This window comes from Streptomyces sp. NPDC047049 (assembly GCF_040643995.1).
Taxonomy (GTDB): Bacteria; Actinomycetota; Actinomycetes; order Streptomycetales; family Streptomycetaceae; genus Streptomyces; species Streptomyces mooreae.
This window is the reverse complement of the sequence record NZ_JBEYVM010000006.1, coordinates 102,116-119,720: the sequence shown is the minus strand read 5'-3', so window position 1 is coordinate 119,720 and position 17,605 is coordinate 102,116. Positions and strand designations below refer to the sequence as shown.

16 protein-coding genes are annotated in these 17,605 nt (G+C 70.4%); 4 read left to right on the top strand and 12 right to left on the bottom strand.

Going from position 1 to position 17,605, the window contains the following annotated elements; genetic code table 11:
* Nucleotides 1-228: 228 nt before the first annotated feature.
* The gene (locus ABZ851_RS16920) at nt 229-387 is read right to left on the bottom strand and encodes a hypothetical protein (RefSeq protein WP_176963788.1); all 159 of its coding nucleotides are present in this window, start codon (nt 385-387) and stop codon (nt 229-231) included.
* A 697-nt stretch (nt 388-1,084) separates the two neighbouring features.
* Between ABZ851_RS16920 and ABZ851_RS16915 the strand changes: the two genes are divergently transcribed.
* The 3 genes from ABZ851_RS16915 to ABZ851_RS16905 all read left to right on the top strand — a co-directional run bounded on the left by ABZ851_RS16915 (nt 1,085) and on the right by ABZ851_RS16905 (nt 3,033).
* Nucleotides 1,085-1,933, top strand: a complete 849-nt coding sequence (locus tag ABZ851_RS16915) for a DUF5753 domain-containing protein (protein ID WP_361127665.1) — start codon at nt 1,085-1,087, stop codon at nt 1,931-1,933.
* Nucleotides 1,933-2,142, top strand: coding sequence for a DUF397 domain-containing protein (locus ABZ851_RS16910; RefSeq protein WP_361127662.1), 210 nt, complete (start codon nt 1,933-1,935; stop codon nt 2,140-2,142). Before ABZ851_RS16915 ends, ABZ851_RS16910 begins: the two co-directional genes overlap by 1 nt.
* A 153-nt stretch (nt 2,143-2,295) precedes the next feature.
* On the top strand, nt 2,296-3,033 hold the full coding sequence (locus tag ABZ851_RS16905; RefSeq protein WP_361127659.1) for a VOC family protein: 738 nt from the start codon (nt 2,296-2,298) through the stop codon (nt 3,031-3,033).
* A gap of 72 nt (nt 3,034-3,105) precedes the next feature.
* Here the strand turns inward: ABZ851_RS16905 and ABZ851_RS16900 are convergent, their stop codons facing one another.
* The 11 genes from ABZ851_RS16900 to ABZ851_RS16850 form a co-directional block, all read right to left on the bottom strand.
* A complete protein-coding gene (locus ABZ851_RS16900) occupies nt 3,106-4,683 on the bottom strand; it encodes an NCS1 family nucleobase:cation symporter-1 (RefSeq protein WP_361127656.1) in 1,578 nt (525 codons plus the stop codon).
* 183 nt (nt 4,684-4,866) lie between these two features.
* The gene (locus ABZ851_RS16895) at nt 4,867-5,868 is read right to left on the bottom strand and encodes a TIGR03842 family LLM class F420-dependent oxidoreductase (protein ID WP_361127653.1); all 1,002 of its coding nucleotides are present in this window, start codon (nt 5,866-5,868) and stop codon (nt 4,867-4,869) included.
* Nucleotides 5,869-6,135: 267 nt separating this feature from the next.
* On the bottom strand, nt 6,136-6,792 hold the full coding sequence (locus tag ABZ851_RS16890) for an HD domain-containing protein (protein ID WP_361127650.1): 657 nt from the start codon (nt 6,790-6,792) through the stop codon (nt 6,136-6,138).
* A 35-nt stretch (nt 6,793-6,827) separates the two neighbouring features.
* Nucleotides 6,828-8,189: an NCS2 family permease gene (locus ABZ851_RS16885; RefSeq protein ID WP_361127647.1), complete on the bottom strand. Its 1,362-nt coding sequence runs from the start codon at nt 8,187-8,189 to the stop codon at nt 6,828-6,830.
* Nucleotides 8,176-8,934, bottom strand: coding sequence for a hypothetical protein (locus ABZ851_RS16880; RefSeq protein ID WP_361127644.1), 759 nt, complete (start codon nt 8,932-8,934; stop codon nt 8,176-8,178). Before ABZ851_RS16880 ends, ABZ851_RS16885 begins: the two co-directional genes overlap by 14 nt.
* A 53-nt stretch (nt 8,935-8,987) precedes the next feature.
* Nucleotides 8,988-10,412, bottom strand: coding sequence for an MFS transporter (locus ABZ851_RS16875; RefSeq protein ID WP_361127641.1), 1,425 nt, complete (start codon nt 10,410-10,412; stop codon nt 8,988-8,990).
* A 28-nt stretch (nt 10,413-10,440) separates the two neighbouring features.
* The gene (locus ABZ851_RS16870; protein WP_361127638.1) at nt 10,441-11,373 is read right to left on the bottom strand and encodes a nucleoside hydrolase; all 933 of its coding nucleotides are present in this window, start codon (nt 11,371-11,373) and stop codon (nt 10,441-10,443) included.
* Nucleotides 11,374-11,519: 146 nt separating this feature from the next.
* Nucleotides 11,520-12,605 carry a glycosyltransferase gene (locus ABZ851_RS16865; RefSeq protein ID WP_361127635.1) on the bottom strand — a complete coding sequence of 362 codons (1,086 nt, stop codon included), beginning with the start codon at nt 12,603-12,605 and terminating at the stop codon, nt 11,520-11,522.
* Nucleotides 12,606-12,611: 6 nt separating this feature from the next.
* Nucleotides 12,612-13,613, bottom strand: a complete 1,002-nt coding sequence (locus ABZ851_RS16860; RefSeq protein ID WP_361127632.1) for an SUMF1/EgtB/PvdO family nonheme iron enzyme — start codon at nt 13,611-13,613, stop codon at nt 12,612-12,614.
* 8 nt (nt 13,614-13,621) lie between these two features.
* The gene (ribA, locus tag ABZ851_RS16855; RefSeq protein ID WP_336048034.1) at nt 13,622-14,308 is read right to left on the bottom strand and encodes a GTP cyclohydrolase II RibA; all 687 of its coding nucleotides are present in this window, start codon (nt 14,306-14,308) and stop codon (nt 13,622-13,624) included.
* 10 nt (nt 14,309-14,318) lie between these two features.
* Nucleotides 14,319-16,040, bottom strand: a complete 1,722-nt coding sequence (locus ABZ851_RS16850; RefSeq protein ID WP_361127628.1) for a WD40 repeat domain-containing protein — start codon at nt 16,038-16,040, stop codon at nt 14,319-14,321.
* A 513-nt stretch (nt 16,041-16,553) separates the two neighbouring features.
* On the opposite strand from ABZ851_RS16850, the gene ABZ851_RS16845 reads away from it, so the two are divergent.
* Entirely contained in the window at nt 16,554-17,588 is a 1,035-nt protein-coding gene (locus tag ABZ851_RS16845; protein ID WP_361127625.1) for a questin oxidase family protein, read from the top strand.
* Nucleotides 17,589-17,605: the final 17 nt, after the last annotated feature.

Below are 17,605 nucleotides of genomic sequence, written 5' to 3'. Positions count from 1 at the left end.
CGTCTGCGGACCGGGCCACGGCTCCCCCGGGACCTTGTCGCCACCGTCATTCGCAAGGATCACGATCACTGCTCCTCCATGTGCTCTCTCGGTGATTGTTCAACCGGCCGACTGCCGCCGTCCGTGGGCGGTCGCCCGGGGCCTTGCCCCCCTGCCGGGATCACTCAACAACGCGGGGGACGCCGAAATGGGCATCCGACAAGGGGGTGGAGTCCGGGATCTCCTGAACTACCCGGCGTCCGGCTTGCCGTGGATGCGCTCCCGCATCCGGTCCAACAGGTCGGCCCTTTCCGCGTGTTGCTTGCCCGCGTTCCGGTTGTCCTTCGTCACGGCGCTGGTCGGCTTCAAGTCGCCCCGCGGCTTACGGGCACCGAGCGGCCTGCTCATTTCCCGCCACCTCCCTTCCGGGCAGGCGTGCCGGCCTCCACGGGCACGTCGTCGTGTTGCGGATGGCGCCGGAGCAGGACCCGGCAGTCCACGGCCCGGGTCCGGTCACCGATCCTTTCGGCCGCCCTCAACTCCCGCTCCAGATCGGCGCACTTCGCGCAGCTCACGACATGCCTCGCAGCCGTGCCCGCATCGTGATCTGCTGGGGCGCCGCGTGGCGCTCGGGCGGCTCCTCCGTCCTGGTCACGCCCGTGCCTCCCTTCCGTGGGGGTGGCCCGCGATCACGCCGTTCAGGCTCCGGACCTCCAGTGACCGGCCCGCCCGGCGGGCCACCTCCCGCCCCCGGCCGCAGGATTCGCACACGTCGCATCCCGGGACCGGGACGGGTTCCAGCTTCGAGCCGGCAAACGCCGGGCCGTTCTCACTCCGATTCATCGCGCATCCGCTCCAGTCCCGCCATGTGCCGCGGCCGTCCCCGTGCCCGCCACACCGCTGGACGCTGAAGCTGTTCGCTCAGACATCCGAACCCCTCACTCTCCGCGGCTAGTTGGTGACAAGAGTGGCGGAGAAATCGGTACTGTGAGGAGCCATTCAGCGCCCGATCTGGGCGTTGGTCGCGCTGGCATATGCGTATGCCGTTGACCGGCCTCAACGCCGCCAGGACCGTCAGCGACCAGGTCAATGGTCAGGGGGATTTATGGACTCCAACGGAGACGAAACAGGAAGCGCAGGGACCGCCGAGGGCGCATACGACCCACGCCGGCAGTTCGCGGAAGAGTGTCGGAGCCACCGGGAGCTGCACCCGCAAGGGCCCCTGAATCAGACTCAACTGGCCAAGCTGGCTAGCACATCAAAGAGCACCATCAGTCGGGTGGAGACGTGCCTGGGCCCCATCCCGCCGGACCTCCCTGCACGGCTGGACCAGATCTTTGCCACAGACGGCCTGTTCAAGCGGCTCTATGAGGAGATCACCGCCCAGTCGTTCCCGGTGCACTCCCGCCGACGTATTGAACTGGAGCCAAAGGCGATCAGCATCTCGGCGTGGTCGCCCACGGTGGTACCTGGACTCCTGCAGACAGCGTCGTACGCGCGGGCCCTTCTCCGGGAGGGTGACCCACGGGCCAGTGACAATGAAGTGGCCACACTGGTCCGGGCGCGAATGGCGCGACAGGAGGTACTGAAGGGCACTTCCCCGCCGGACTTCTCCGTGGTCATCTGTGAGTCCGTGCTTCGGCGCAACGTCGGGGGCCCCGACGTGATGCGGGAACAGCTCTCCGCATTACTCGTCCACGGTTCCCGGCGAACCACTGTGCTGCAGGTGATGCCGTTAAGTGCGGAGACTCACGGGCTCATGGACGGCTCCATGTCTGTTCTGACCACCCCGGAAGGCCCGCCCGTGATCTACACGGAGGGCATCAGATCGGGAACGATCATCGAAGATCCCTCCACGGTGCGGCTCCTCGCACGGTCTTACGATGTACTCACCGCTTCAGCTCTCTCACGTGACGCGTCCGCCAGCATGATCCGCAAGCTTTTGGAGGCATAGTGACCCCCCTGACTCACCCCTGGGTCAAGTCCAGCTACAGCAGCCAAGACGGTGGCGACTGCGTGGAGTGGTCCCCGACGCACGCGAGCGCCCACGGCACCGTTCCCGTCCGGGACAGCAAGGACCCCAACGGCCCGGCCCTGACGTTCGAGCCGGCAGCATGGTCAGCGTTCGTCACAGGCATACAGGCAGGGGACTTCACCGTGTAGGCGCGTACGCCGAAGCACGGAAGGCCCCCTCCCGGACTCCCAGGAGGGGGCCTCTGTGCGCCCTCGTTCGCCACGAAGTGGCCTACGCGTCGCGGATGATCTCCTTCTGGAATTCGCATGCCTGCCCGATGGGGGGCGCCTAGGGTGTGCGGCATGACGCTGCAACTTGTTCAGGTGAACTTCAAGGCCCGGGACGACTCGGCGCTCGGCCGGTTCTGGGCGGAGGTGCTCGGCTGGGAGGTTTCCAGCGAAGGGCCCGGCGTCACCAACCTGGTACCGGTGGGCTTCGACTGGCCGGACCCGTCCGCCGTCTGCATCGATCTCGTCCGCGTTCCGGACCCGGAGACGGTGAAGTGCCGCGTGCACCTCGAACTCGCCTCCGCCTCAGACGCCCATCAGGCGGAGTTGGTCGCACGTCTGAAGGAGCTCGGGGCCACGCCCGCCGATATGGGGCAGGGTGACGTGCCGTGGACGGTGATGGCCGACCCGGAAGGCAACGTGTTCAGCGTCCTGGAGCCCCGGGAGCTCTACCGGGACACCGGGCCGGTAGCCGCCGTGGTCGTCGGCTGCGCCGACCCGCGGGCCATGGTCCGGTTCTGGGGCGAGGCGATCGACTGGACCGTCCACGAGCTGACCGACGACCGCGCCCTGCTGCGCTCCGTCAAGGGCGTCGGGCCGTACCTGGAGTTCCGCCGCACGCCCGACGACGAGGTCGCATGGACCCGTATCCATCTCGACGTGATGTCCGACCCCGTCGATGATCAGGCGAAGGAGGTCGCCCGGCTCGAAGGCCTGGGCGCGACACGGGCCGACGTGGGTCAGGGTGACGTCTCCTGGGTCGTCCTGGCCGATCCGGCGGGGAACGAATTCTGCGTCCTCGGCCGGGGCTGACGCGGAACTCCGTCCGCGCTCCGCCCGCGCCCTCATGGCGGTGCGGCTGACCGCGCCGTCGTGCGGCCGCCGTCAGACCGGCCGGGGGCCTCCTCCGGATGCCCGCGTGGCCCATCCCGATGCCGTGGCCATCAGCAACGTGTAGAGCGTCAGCGCACTCGCCAGGCCCACCGCCCAGCCGTAGTCGGCCAGGGGTTTGAGGAACGGGAGGAGACCGTGGGCGGGGAACGGGCCCTTGCCGGGCTGGGAGTAGGAGCCGCCCACCGCCAGCAGGCCGCCGACGGCGAAGGCGAGGACGGCGCGCCAGTTCCAGCCGGCGGTGTACCAGTAGCGGCCGCCGGGCCGGTAGAGGTCGGCGAGGTCGAGGACGGTACGGCGGATGATCCAGTAGTCGGCGATGAGGATGCCGGCGACGGTGCCGAGCAGCCCGCCGACCACACCGAGCCAGGTGAAGATGTACAGCTCGGGGGTGGCGGTGAGCTTCCACGGCAGGATGATCACGCCGACCACGCCGGTGATCAGCGCGCCCGTGCGGAAGGTGATGAGCTTCGGCGCCAGGTGGGCCAGGTCGTAGGCGGGAGAGACGACATTGGCGGCGATGTTCACGGAGATCGTCGCGATCAGCACCGTGACCAGGGCGAAGAGCAGGCCGAAGACGTTGTCGGACTTCCCGGCCAGCGCGACCGGGTCCCAGATCGGCGCCCCGTACACCGCCTGTGAGCCGGAGGTGACCAGTACGGAGAGCAGGGCGAACGCCGTCATCGTGGTCGGCAGCCCGAGGGACTGGCCCCAGACCTGGGCCCGCTGTCCGGCTCCGAAGCGGGTGAAGTCGGGGATGTTGAGGGACAGGGTCGCCCAGAAGCCGATCATTCCCATGAGGGACGGGAAGAAGACCGGCCAGAAGTGCTCGCCCCAGCCCAGCGCGCTCGGCTGGTCCAGGAGCGGGCCAAAGCCGCCCGCCTTGGCCGCCATCCATCCGAGCAGTGCCAGGGCGCCGACCAGGACGAAGGGTGCGGCCCAGTTCTCGAAGCGGCGCAGGGTCTCCATGCCGCGGTGGATGATGGCGAGTTCGACGGCCCAGAACACCAGGAAGCAGAGCCAGAGGGTCCAGGGGTAGCCGCCGACGGACGTCGCCCCGGCCCAGTCACCGCCGAAGATCTTGCCCAGCAGGACGTAGATGCCCTGGCCGCCGATCCAGGTCTGGATGCCGAACCAGCAGCAGGCCACGGCGGCCCGCACCAGCGCGGGCAGATTGGCGCCGCGCAGCCCGAACGACGCCCGCGCCAGGACGGGGAAGGGGATGCCGTACTTCGGGCCCGCATGCCCGGTGAGCAGCATCGGGGCGAGGACGACGAGGTTCGCCAGCGCGATGGTCAGGACCGCCTGCTTCCAGTCCATGCCGAGCGCGACCAGGCCGGAGGCGAGGGTCCAGGAGGGGATGTTGTGGGCCATGCCGACCCAGAGGGCGGTGAAGTTGTAGGTGGTCCAGCGGCGTTCGGAGAGCGGGACGGGGCGCAGGTCGGCGTTGACGTACCGGCCGTGTGCGGGGATGGCTCCCGGGGCGGGTTCGACGCGGCCGCCCCGGTCGGTGAGTTGGCCCTGGGGCGCTATGGGGAGGTCCGGCGGCGGGGGTGCGGGGGTCGCGGGCATGCGGGGCCTTTCGTCCGGGTGCGGGCCGCCCGGTGGCCGGGCGGCGCGGCATGGCGTCGGTCGTGGCGCCCGGCCGGCGGGTGGGCCGCCGTCGGCCGCTGCGGGGGGCCGGCCCGAGCGTTCGCCGGGCGCTCCGGTGCCGCCTCGGCCGAGGCGGAGTGCACGCCCCCCGCCGGCGCCCGTTCAGTCGGCGAACGCGGGAAGGATTTCCGCTCCGTAGGCGTCGATGGTGGATTCCTTGGCGTCGTGCATGGCGTAGAGCGCGAACTGGTCGACGCCCAGGGCCTGGAGCTGCCGCAGTTTCTCGATGTGCGCGGCGGCCGGGCCGAGCAGGCAGAAGCGGTCGATGACCGCGTCCGACACGAAGCCCGCGTCGGGGTTGCCCGACCGGCCGTGGTGCGCGTAGTCGTAACCCTCCCGGGAGGCGATGTAGGCGGTCAGCTCGTCGGGCACCATGCCGGAGTGCTCGCCGTAGCGGGCGACGAGGTCGGCGACGTGGTTGCCGACCATGCCGCCGAACCAGCGGCACTGCTCGCGGGCGTGGTCGAGGTCGTCGCCCACGTAGGCCGGTGCGGCGACGCAGATGGTGAGGGCGGCGGGGTCGCGGCCGGCGTCCTTCGCGGCGGTCCGTACGGCCTTGATCATCCATTCGGTGAGGAAGGGGTCGGCGAGCTGGAGGATGAAGCCGTCGGCCAGTTGACCGGCCATGGCGAGGGCCTTGGGGCCGTAGGCGGCCATCCATACCGGGAGCTTGCCGTTCTTGATCCAGGGGATCTTGATCCGGTGGTCGCCGACGTATGCCTCCCGGCCCTCGGCCAGATCGCGGATGGCACCGATGGCCTGGCCGAGCCGGGCCAGGGTGTTGGGCGGCCGTCCGGCCACCCGCATCGCGGAGTCGCCACGGCCGATGCCGCAGACGGTGCGGTTGCCGTACATCTCGTTGAGGGTGGCGAAGGTGGAGGCGGTGACCTCGGGGGCGCGGGTGGAGGGGTTGGTGACCATCGGGCCGACGATCAGGCGCTCGGTGTGTTCCAGGACGCGGCTGTAGAGGACGAACGGTTCCTGCCACAGCACGGCCGAGTCGAAGGTCCAGCCGTAGCGGAAGCCGTTGCGCTCGGCACGGCGCATCAGGGACACCAGGGCGGAGGAGGGCGGGTCGGCCTGCAGAACAACTCCGAAGTCCACGGCGGCGCTCCTTAGCTGAGGTACTGGCAGGTGCCACGCGGGAGGTACCGGCCGTGGCTCGCTGGTACGCGCTGTACGGGTGCTCATCGCTGAGCGGCGCAGGCACCGAGGTCCGCGGCCACTGCACCATAGGTCAAACGGACCGCCGACGCTCCGCAACATGCCGGGGACCGCACCGGCGACCTCCGAGTCTCCCTCCTTGAGGCTCAGCCGAGGCGGCTCAAGGAGGGTCCGGAGCCGGAGGGGGACGACTGGCTTGGATTCTCCTCAGGCGCTGGGATCGGCGCGGGGGACCCAGCCGTTGGCGGCTCCCGTGTGGATGAGGTCCTGCGCGTAGTGCCAGAGGTCTGCGGAGGCATCCTTGATCACGGACTTGCGGGTGAGCACGTCCTGCTCGGTGACTCCCGGCGTGCGCCAAGTACCCCCGCGGTTGCCGTAGTTGAGGAGCAGGGGCTGGAGCCGGTCCATGGCCTTGGCGAATCGCGCCTCGGGGGTGGCGCGTTCCTCGAACTCGTCCCACAGGGAACGGAAGTGGTCTCGTTGGTCGGCGGGCAGGAGGGCGAAGAGCTTGTCCGCCGCCTGTTGTTCCCGCGCTTCCTGGCCGGCGGCGGCTGCCGTGTCGTACAGGAAGGTGTCTCCGGCGTAGATCTCCACCAGGTCGTGCAGGACGACGAGGGCGAGGACCTTGCTGGTGTCAAGGGGCTCGTCCGCGTATTCGGCGAGGACCAAGGTCATCAGGGCGAGGTGCCAGGAGTGCTCGGCGTCGTTCTCCTTGCGGTCCGCGGCCAGCAGCGGGCTCTGCCGGAAGATGTTCTTGAGCCGGTCCACCTCGATGATGAACTCGATCTGCCGGCGCAGTCTGTCGGGGGTGCCGTCGGGCTGCTGGACCGATGCGGCGAGCAGGGGGGCGTCGTCGTGGGGCATGGCAGGCTCCTCGAAGGGGGTCGGGTGTGCACTGTTCAGAGGTGGAGATAGTGCAGAAGGACGCCGGCCGTAAGGACGAGCGTCGTCACCCACAGGGCGGGATGCGGTCGTCGGCGGCGGAGTACGCTCGCGGCCGTGGTCACCAGGAAGGCCGCGGCCATGGCCTGGTCGATCGCGAGGGTGACGACCGTGACACCCACGGCGGTCGCCGTGACGGCCAGGCCCAGGCGGTCCCCTCCGCCCGAGCGGGGCGCGGTGAGCATCTTGACCGCCACGAAGACCAGCGCACCGGTGGTGGCTTCGACGGGGACGCGGGCCAGGAGCGGGCCCAGGAACAGGCAGGAGAACAGCAGCAGTCCGGTGACGATCGCCGCGATCCCGGTGCGGGCGCCGGCGCGGATACCGACCGCGCTCTCCACGAAGGCCACGAAACTGGAGGATCCGGCCGCGGATCCGGCGACCGTGGCGCCGGCGTCGACGAGCAGTGCCTGACGCATACCGGGCACCTGCCCGTCGCCGTCCATCAGGGGGGTGCGCGCCGACAGGCCCACCACTTTCGCGATGCTGCCGAAGAAGTCGAGGGCGAACAGCACGAGGATGATGCTCCACGCTCTCGGGTCGGAGATGACGGTGAGGTCGAAGCGGAGCAGCGCGGCCCCGCTGCCGTGGACGCCGTCGTGTACCGCCTCGGTGCTGATGCCCGCGAACGCGCAGTACAGCGCGGCGGCCGCGATGCCGCCGAGGACCGCCGCGGCACGGGCGCCCAGGGCGTCCAGGGCCAGGGCGACGGCGAGGCCGGTGTAGAGGGCGATGGCGGGTGGCCCCGTCCAGTCGCCCAGGCCGGACAGCCGCCCGTCGGACGTGGTGACGAGGTGGCCGATCTGCACGCCGATGAGGCCGATGAACGTGCCGACCGCGGCGGCGAGCGCCGAACGCATCTGTGGGGGGATCGCGTTGATCACGGCCTCGCGCAGCCGCAGCAGGGACACCGCGAGCATCGCGATGCCGGACCAGAACACCATTCCCAGGGCCTCGGGCCACGTGTAGGAGAGGGTACCGACCACGGAGAAGGCGATCATCGCGTTCATCTCCATGCCGGGTGCCACGGCGAAGGGGAGCCGCGCCCACAGTCCCATGATCATGGTGGCGAGGCCGCCGACCGCCGCCGTCGCGAAGAAGGCGGCGGCGTGGGGGATGCCTCCCTGGCTGAGGACGGCCGGGTTGACGACCACGATGTAGGAGAGTGCCAGGAACGTCGACAGCCCGGCGAAGATCTCGCGGCGCCAGGTGGAGCCCCGCGCGCTCAGGCGGAAGTACCGGTCGACCGCTCCGTGCCCGGCCCCGGGGTGGGCGGAGACCGGCCTCGGCCGGAGTCCTGGGCGGTCAGGCGGGGTCACGTCGTGGTCCGCGGGGCGGAAAGGCGGGGGTGACGGGGCTGATGGTGTCTCCGACATCGCCCAGCAGTACCTGGTCGGGTGCGTCCGGTGCCACGGCGTAGAACTTTCCGTTCAGCGCCCCGGACACGTGACCGACGTGCAGGGTCAGCGACACCTCCAGCTGTTCGGCGTACCTCGCCAGGGCGAGTGCGCCTTGCCGGGTGGCGTGGCAGGTGAAGATCTCGACGTCGGCTCCCGGCCGGAGTGTCAGCTGCAGCATCGTCATGAGGGTCACCCCGCTGGCCACGACGCCGTCGACGATGACCAGCCGGTCCGCCTGCGAGGGCAGCCATTCGTCCACACCGACGAGCAGGCCCCCGGCCACCGGCATCCGCTTGGCGTGGGGTGTCCAGCCCCGCTGCCGGGGCAGGACGGCAAGGCGCTCGGCCAGGATGCGCCCCTCGCGCTCCGGCGCGATGACCGTCGTTCCCGGTGCGGACGCACTGTGCCGCGCCTGGACGGGAAGCAGGCCGTAGATGTCGAGCAGCGCCTGGAGGTAGCGGCCGCGGTCGGCCTCCCGCTGTTCGGGAAGGTTGGCGACCTCGGTGACGGTGGACATCCGCTCGCGCACCGCAGGAACGCCGGCGGACGCCACGCGTATGGTGTCCGGCAGCGCGCCGGGGGCGTGCAGCGACTCCAGCAGCTGGGGGTCGAAGTGGACCAGGTGGCTGAAGTACGTGTCGTGTTCCTTCTCGAACTCGTCCACCGTCTGCCGGGTCCGCGGGGGGAGCCCGGTCCTGTCGAGTAAGCGGGCAGCGTTCATCGATGACCTCCGGTCCTGTGCTGTGTGGGCTGGTCTTGCCGGGACACCGGGGCGGGTTGCCGGCCCGTACGGGTGAGGAGGAACAGCGCCGCCGGCGCGGCCGCCGCGGCGATGACCGCGGTGACGCAGAACGTCCGGACGAAGTCGGCGGTTGCCGGCTGCTCGCCGTGGAACAGGACCAGCAGCGCCAGGCCGAGGGAGCCGCCGAGGTACTGCGCCGTTGTCACCAGGGCGCTCCCGGTCGCGTTGCTCGCCCGCGGGAGATCACGGGTCCCGGTGATGAACATTCCGGTGAACGCCATCCCCTGCCCCAGGCCGCTGAGCAGCAGTCCCGGCAGGATGGCCGGCAGGTAACCGCCCTCGGCGCCCACGGCCAGGGCGAGCACCACAAGGCCGGCCGCACCGGTGAGGAACGCCGTGGACAGCAGCCGCCGCAACGGCAGCCGGCCGGCCAGGCGGCCGGCCACCGTGTTCCCCACGGTGATGGCGCCGGCCAGCGGAAGGAAGGCCAGGCCCGCGGCGAACGCGCTGTAGTCCCGTACGTCCTGGAGGTAGAGGGTGACGAGGTAGAACTCGGCTCCGAAGCTCGCCATGTACAACGCCGCCGCCAGGCAGGCCACTTGAAGGGTCCGCACGCGCAACAGGGCACGGGACACCAGCGGCCTGCGCCGTCTCTGGCCGAGTGCGAGGAGCGCCCCGGCCGGGATCGTCACCGCCAGCGCGGCGGTGACGACGGGGAGGGAGGGCCGGGCGCGGGAGAGTTCGGTGCAGGCGAGGACGAGGGCCACGACCGCGGCACACGCCGAGAACGTGGCCACCGCGGCGACGGGAGCCCGGGGTCCGGCCGTGGTGGAGCGGACCGCGTTCCCGGCGGCGAGCAGACAGACCAGCACGATGGGGAGGTTGATCCAGAAGATCCACTGCCAGGAGGCCACCGCGAGGATGCCTCCGCCGGCCGTGACACCGAGGGCGAGCCCGACCGCCCCCGTGGTGCCCCACACACTCACGGCCCGGTCGCGCTCCGGGCCCGCCGGGTAGGCGGAGCTGAGCAGGCCCAGTGTCGCGGGCACCAGCAGGGCCGCCGCCACCCCTTGTCCGACACGGGCGGCGATCAGCACCGCGGCGGACGGCGAGAGGGCGGCCCCGGCCGAGGAGGCGGCGAAGAGCAGCTGGGCGGTGAGGTACACCCGGCCGGCGCCGAAGACGTCCGCGAGCTGCCCGCCCAGCAGCAGGAACCCGGCGAAGAAGATCGCGTACGCGCTCACGATCCACTGCAGCGCGACCGCGGAAAAATGGAGGCTCGCCCCGATGCCGGGCAGCGCGACGTAGATGATGGAGAAGTCGAGCGCCACCAGCAGCTGCGCCCCGGCCAGTGCCGTCAGTAAGCGGGCACCCGGTGTCGGAAGGGGGGATACGGGCACGGTCGGTCAGCCTCCGTAGGTCAGCTGGTCAGCCCAGGGCGGTGAGCGCCGCGATGAACACATCCCAGAAGCGTTCGGTGTCCAGCCGCGTCGCCACCCGGGCGTTGGCGGGCCTGCCGGTGACACCGTAGAGGTCGATCACGGTCGCGCCGCGGGTGAACTCCCCGTGCAGTTCGATCGAGACGGGGGCCTCGACGCATTCCACGAGGCTCGCATCGATCACCCGGGCGATGGCGACGGGATCGTGGAGCGGCGCGTCGGGCAGGTCCCAGATCTGGTCGTAGGTGCTGGAGCGGAAGCCGAGGAGGGCGGCGGACGCCTTGCCGATGTGCGTGCCCACGTCGGTGATCCGCTGCAGCACCTCGCGGGTGACCGGCGCCTGGTGCGTGACATTGAGGCCGCAGTACGTCAGGGGGACGCCGCTGGCGAGCACTTCGTGGGCGGCCTCGGGGTCGACCAGGATGTTGTACTCCGAGTAGGGCAGCGTGTTGCCGCGGTGCGTGGCCCCGCCCATGCACACGATTTCCTTGATCTTCTCCTTGTCCTGGGGGTGGAGGGCGAGGAGTCCCGCGATGTTCGTCTGGGGGCCGGTGACCACCAGGGTGAGGGGTTCGGGGCTGTCGGCCAGCAGGTTGTGGAGGAGATCCACGGCATGTGCGGAGTGGAGCGGCACCTCCGGTTCCGGGAAGTCCCAGCCGTCCAGGCCGGTTTCGCCGTGCACGTCGTCGCCGATCAGCAGCCTGCCGGTCAGCGGCTTGAGGTATCCGGCAGCGACGGGTACGTCGAAGGCTTTGGCCAGGGAGCACATGCGCCGTGCGTTCAGGGCGGTCTTCTCCACGGTCTGGTTGCCCGCGCTGGTGGTGACCGCCTTCAGGTCCACGCGGGGGTCGCCGACGGCGAGCAGGATGGCCATCGCGTCGTCGTGGCCGGGATCGCAGTCCAGGATGATGGGGGTGGGCATGGGGGGCTCCAGGTGTTCGGTCGGGGGCCTGCGGCGGATCGTCGGTGGTGCGTTGCCGGTGGTGCTTTGCCGGTGGTGCTTCGGCCGTGGTGCTGCGGCGGTGGTGCTGCGGCGGTGGTGCTGCGGCGGTGGTGGCGCCCGCCTCGTCATGCCGTGCCGGCGAGGGCCCGGTAGAAGGCCAGGTGACGCCGGCCGGCGGTCGCGAAGTCGGCACGGAGGCGCCTGGCCAGGGCGCGGTCGCCGGCCGTCGGCACGACCGGCGGCTGCTGCACGGCCTCCCGGAGTGCGCCGGTCAGTGCGTGGACGTCGCCCGCGGGGACGAGGGTGGCGGCCGAGTAGTCGCCGAGCAGCAGCGGCAGGTTCCCGGAGTCGCTGGCGATGATGCGGCGTCCGCAGATGACGGCCTGCGCGACGGAGAGCGAGAAGGGCTCGCCGTGCGCGCCCCGGTCGATGGTCGGATGGATGATGAGGTCGCTTGCGCGGATCGCGGCCCAGCTCTGCTGGGGACGGTAGTGGGTGAAATGCACGCGTCCCTTCTCCTGCCAGGCACCGGCCCGTTCCAGCAGGGACCCGGGGATGCCGGGCGGCCAGATGAGGTGCTGGGTTCCCGCGTGGACGAAGTGCAGATCGGCGCCTTCGTCCAGCAGGGTCAAGGACGCCTCCAGGCTCAGGTGGGAGCCCTTCCAGCGGGTCAGCCTGCTGGGTTGCAGCACGGTGGTGCCCCCCGCGCCGGGAAGCCGGAAGGGGTCTTCTTCCAGGGGCAGGGCCAGGGCGAGGACGGTGACTTCGGCATCGGGCAGCCTGCGCCTGACCTCGTCGGCGACGAAGGCGGAGTGCGCGACCAGGGGGCCGGGGAGTGTGGCGAGGAACGTCCACTGCTCAGGCCGCTCGTCGATGTTGTGCAGGTCGAAGACGAGGCGGCCGCGCCACCGGCGCTCCCGCAGCCGCTCCACGACCGCGGTCACGGCCTCGGGCCTGTGCCACTGCGGGTTGTGCCAGTGCACGAGGTCGGCGTCCAGACACCGTGCGGCGAGTGCGGTGGCACGGCCGGGGTCGAAGGGCTCGCCGATGTCGAGGGCCGGGTCGTAGTCGCAGCCGGGTGAGTGCGGTGTGCCCACGACGGCATGGACCTCGCACGCCAGGGCGCCGAGCTGGCCGACGACCGCGCTCAGATGGCTCTCTACCCCACCGGTGACCGGCAGCCCGGTCCAGTGGACGTGGACGATACGCACCGCTCGTCAGTCCTCCCCGGACGCCGGAACGTCCTCGGCCAGCCGGAAGCCCATCGCATACAGCGAGCGCGGGTAGGGGCCGTGCCGGCGCTGGCACCTGGCCAGGTCACGGAACCGGTTGAAGGCTCCGCCCCGGGCGATCCGGTAGGCGCCGAGCCTCACGTACAGGTCGTCGTGCACCACTTCCCCGCCCGGGTACGGCCCATAGGTGCTGCTGGTGTACTCCTCGACGTTGCCCGCCATGTCCAGTGCCCCGCACCATGACCGGCCCTCGGGGAAGGCCCCGACCGGGCTGGTCATGAGCAGACCGGTCTCCAGTGTGTTGGCCGCCCGGGCGGCCCAGGTGTCGCCCCAGGGGTGGCGCAGTCCCTTCGGCCCCGCTGCGGCGTACTCCCATTCCTGCTCGGTGGGCAGACGGAAGCGGCGGCCGGTGCGCTCACCGAGCCAGTTCGCGTAGGCGTCGGCGCAGTGTGCGGTGACCGTGTACACGGGATGGTTGGCGGCGGCGGGATCGAAGCGGCCGTAGTTCCAGTTGCTCGGGATCCCGGAGCGGCCGGTGTCCTTGAGGAAGACCGCGAACTCCGCATTGGTCACCGGGTACTTGGCGATGCCGAAGGACGGGATCGGCAGTGTGTGGCGGGGGCATTCCTTCTCCACCCAGGACCGCTGCACGCCGAACTGAGCGGCGTCGGCGTGCAGTGCGTCGACCTCGCTGTCCGGCGTTCCGAGGAGTGCCCGGCCTGCGGGGACCTGCAGCATGTCCGGGGCGTCCCAGCGAATCCGGGGGTCGCCCGCGAGAGCCAGGGCGGTGCCGGCCGCCAGACGGTGTTCGAGGGTGAGGGAGGCGTCCTCGACCAGCTCGGCCAGCCGGGCCGGCGGATGGCCGGCCACCTGCGCGAAGTGCGAAAGACGCTCCGCCCTGGGTTCCACGTACCCTTCGGGCAGCCCCATGGCCGCTCTGTCGGTCAGGGAGTTGATGTCGGCGTCGACCAGGTTCGTGTGCACCATGTGGGACGTCACGGTGCCCCCTGAGGTGAGACACCGACGGGGAGTCCGGTGAGCGGACGTGCCGTGCCCAGTGCGTCGAGATGGCCCATCAACCGGTCCTTGACCTCGAGGTACGCCTCGTTGAAGGGGGTGCGGAAGCCGCCGAGCGGGACCCGGTCCTCGACCACGATCCCCTGGGCGGCGAGCTGTCCGACCTTCTCCGGGTTGTTGGTCATGAGGCGGACCCGGGTGATGCCCAGATGCCGCAGGCAGTCGGCGGCCATCCGGAAGTCACGGCCCTCTGCCGGGAAGCCGAGGGCGAGGTTCGCGCTGATGGTGTCGTGCCCCGCCGCCTGCAGCGCGTAGGCGCGGATCTTGTTCGCCAGGCCGATACCCCGCCCCTCCTGGCGGAGCATGTAGACGAGAACCCCGTTGTACGACTGGACGATGGCGGCCAGGGACGCGGACAGCTGGGGACCGCAGTCGCACTTCTCGGAGCCGAGGACGTCTCCGGTGAAGCAGGCGCTGTGGATGCGCGCGATCGGCGGGGCGGCGGATTCGCTCCACGGCGCGAGCGTCCGCAGGGTGACCACTTCCTCCGTCTCCCGGCCGTCCGCGCCGACCTGCCCGAAGACGGTCAGCTGCATGAGGGTGGAGCCGACCGGGACGGGAGCACTCGCAAGGCGTGCCACCACGGTCTCATCGGATGTCGTCATCAGGCAGCTCCTACTTGCTCCGGCCGGCGGATCCCACGGCCGCGGGCGCCTCGATCTCATACACCCGGCCGTCATAGGAGGAGGCCAGGAACCGCCCCGGCGCGCCGGCGGCGGCCAGTGCCGAGATGCCAGCGGTCGTCGGCCGCGCGTCGCGCACCCACTCACCGGCCTCAGGGTCGTAGACAGCGACCCGGCCGTGGTAGCCGCCCGTCGCGATCAGCCCGGTGTGCGGATCGACAGCGACGCACTTGATGCTGTTGCGGTGCGGAGTCGGCACGACTTTCTGCTGCTCCCCGCCGGCGGTCCAGATCCTCAGCGTCAGGTCGCGGCTCACACTCACGAAACGTCCGTCCGGAAGAGCCGCCGCACCGTTGGCTATGCGCGCGTGCGCCTCGTCGTCGCCGGCGACGGGTTTCAGGTCCGGCAGGGAATGCCACCTCGCGGCACCGGTGGCGCACACGCTGAAGAGCACGTCGCCCTGGACGGCCAGGCCCTTGATGGCGTTCTCCTGGATGCGGTGCTCGCCGACCAGTTGCAGTCCGGTCCCCGCCTGGTCACGCAGGACGAGCGCCTCACCGGTGTAGGTGCCGACGACCAGCACGTCGCCGTCCGGTGTCGTGTGCACGGCCGCGCAGTTGAGCGGGGAGCGGTGCTGGTGCAGCACCGCCCCGGTGATCGCGTCGTACAGGGCGCCGAGCTGGCCGCCGCTGACGACCGTACCCGCGACCGGGGTGACGAAGTTGCAGCAGCTGCCGAGTTCGGCCGACACCTCGTCATCGCGCCGGACCGTGCCGCTGTCACCGACCGTGAACCGCCCGAGGGGGGTACTCGCGACCGCGTTCAGGCCCGGCGTGGGCTCGACGCCGGTCAGGTCCCAGCTCCCGGTGTCCCGGTCGAAGACGGCGTAACTCGATCCGAAGGTCCCGAAGACCCAGCGGGTGGCGTCCAGTCGGGCGCACGACCGCAGCCAGACATCGGCCGGCACCTCGCTCGTCAGGAGGTGGACGGGGTCCGTCTCCCGGTCCAGGCGCCACAGCCGCACCGTGCGGTCGTAGCTGGAACTGAGCAGAATGCCGCTCTCGGCGTCGTAGGCGAGCCGCTTGATCCCGGCGTCGTGCACACGGTGGCGTCTGGTGCCCGACGGGCCGGTCAGGATCAGCTCTCCCTCGTCATTGCCGAGCGCGAAGCGGTCCACCCCCAGCACCGCGACCGTGTCCGTCTCGGCGTCCCCGAGGTCGATGGTGCTCAACAGAGATCCGCCGGCTGCGTCCCAGCGGCGTACGGTGCCGTCGTCGCTGGTGGTCACCAACTCGGTGCCGTCCCGCACCCATTCGACCGACAAGACGTCGGCCTCGTGCCCCTCCAGGCGGTGGATCAGGCGTCCGTCCAGGTCGTAGATCCGCGCGAGGTGGTCGCGTGCGGCCGTGGCCACCCGTGTCTCGTCGGGCGAGACCACGGTCATCTCCACGTCGTCCTTCTGATCCGTGAGGACCGTGATGAGACGCAGGTCGGGCACGGACCATAAGCGGGCCGAATAGTCGCTGCCAGAGGTCACAACGATGCGGCCGGAGGCGGAGAACCGGCACTGATTGGCGAGGTGGTCGTGGCGTGCCTCGGTGAGGGCGGTACGGGTCGACGCATTCCAGAGAATGACCCGGTTGTCGTAGCCGGCGGTCACCACAAGTCCGCCGTGGGCATCGATTCCGCTGATCGGCGATGTGTGCTTGATCATGAATTCCTCTTGTCGTCACGTGTCAGCCCCTGCAACCGGGCACAGGTGTGTCCCGTACGGAGCGATGACGCCACATGGGTGGTGCGGATGAATTCCGCTGACTGCATGGACAGAGAAAGGCGTTAAACGAAACGCGGATCGGCTTCGAGCCGGGCGTGGGCGAGGAGCCGCATTGTGGCCGAGGCAGGACTGTAGTTTTGGCAAATGCCCAAGTCAACGCCGTTCGGACAACTGTCTCGTTTTGACATATTTCCGCCAGCCTGAAAAGCCCGCTGGATTGAGCCAAGATCGTATGAGCACGTCCCGCACGGCTCCTGCCCCTGCCTGCACGGGCCCGCGTAGATGCATGATCGCCGCTCCTCGTGTCCACTGCCGAAACCCACCCGTCGGTGCCGGGCGGACGCCGGCCACGAGCCTCCCGACAGCCCCGGAATGAGCCAATGTGCATCCACCGTGTTGCCGAAGGGGGCGCCGCGGCCTTCCATATGGGGGGCAGCGATCTCAGGGGGAACAGTGGACGATCTGGACGGCGCACTGCAGTACCTCAGCGGCTCCGGGCCCGAGTTCGGCCCCGGTGTGAGCAATCACGGCCCCATGGCTGCCGAAGCCCTGGGCCGGCTCGGCTACGCCGACGCGATCGGCGCCTGGGTGTCCTCGTACCGGAAGGTCCTCTACGAGGACACGTACGGGCGCTTCCACGAGATCACCCACGACAACTGGCGCCCCGCCCTCGGCAACATGCGACTCCTCGGGGACTGGACCGCATTCTTCCGGCGGGAACTCGACGGCGCCGCCTGGACCGACGTCCTCGCCCGCTGGTGGCCGCGCCTGCTGCCGGGCTTCGCCGCAGGAGGCGGCCACGGCGTCATCCGCACCGGGCACGCGGTGCGGATGCTCACGGAGGCCCACACGCCGTGGCGCCTGGACGAACTCGCCCGCGGACTGGGCTACTGGGCCGCGCGGTACCAAGAACTCCCCGAGGCGCCGTCGACACCGCGCGAGCGGGACCTGACGCAGGCGTGGGAGGCGGTACCCAAGCTGCGCAGCGACCAGGGCATGGGCATGATCTTCAGGATCCGGCTCGAAACCGTATGGCTCGAACCGGACTTCGCGCCGGCCGTGGACTCCCTCCGCCCCGAGGACGACGCCGACGGGGCGCTGAGCCGGCTCACCCGGGCAGCCGCCAGGAGCTATCTCACGGACGATCACAAGACCCCCATGGCCTTCGTCCACGCGCTCACCACGCCTGCCGCGGTACGTCTGGTCCTGCCGAGTCTGCCCACCGAACTCCACTGGCCCAGCGTCGCCGCCGCGGTCCGCTTCTCAGCGGCCATCCGCAGCGCCTACGGCACCGGGCAGCGCGAGCACCACCCCGGGGAGCCGGCCCAGGACTACGCCACACTCGCCGAACGCGCCCTGGCGACCGAGGACCCGCACGCCATCAAGTACGTAGAAGCCTGCCGGCGCGAGGACAAACTGCACCCCGCTCCGGCCTACGCCATCGCAGCGACCGACTGGGTCCGTCGCTGCGAGACCGGCTCCTTCTGAACGCGGCCGGAAGCCCG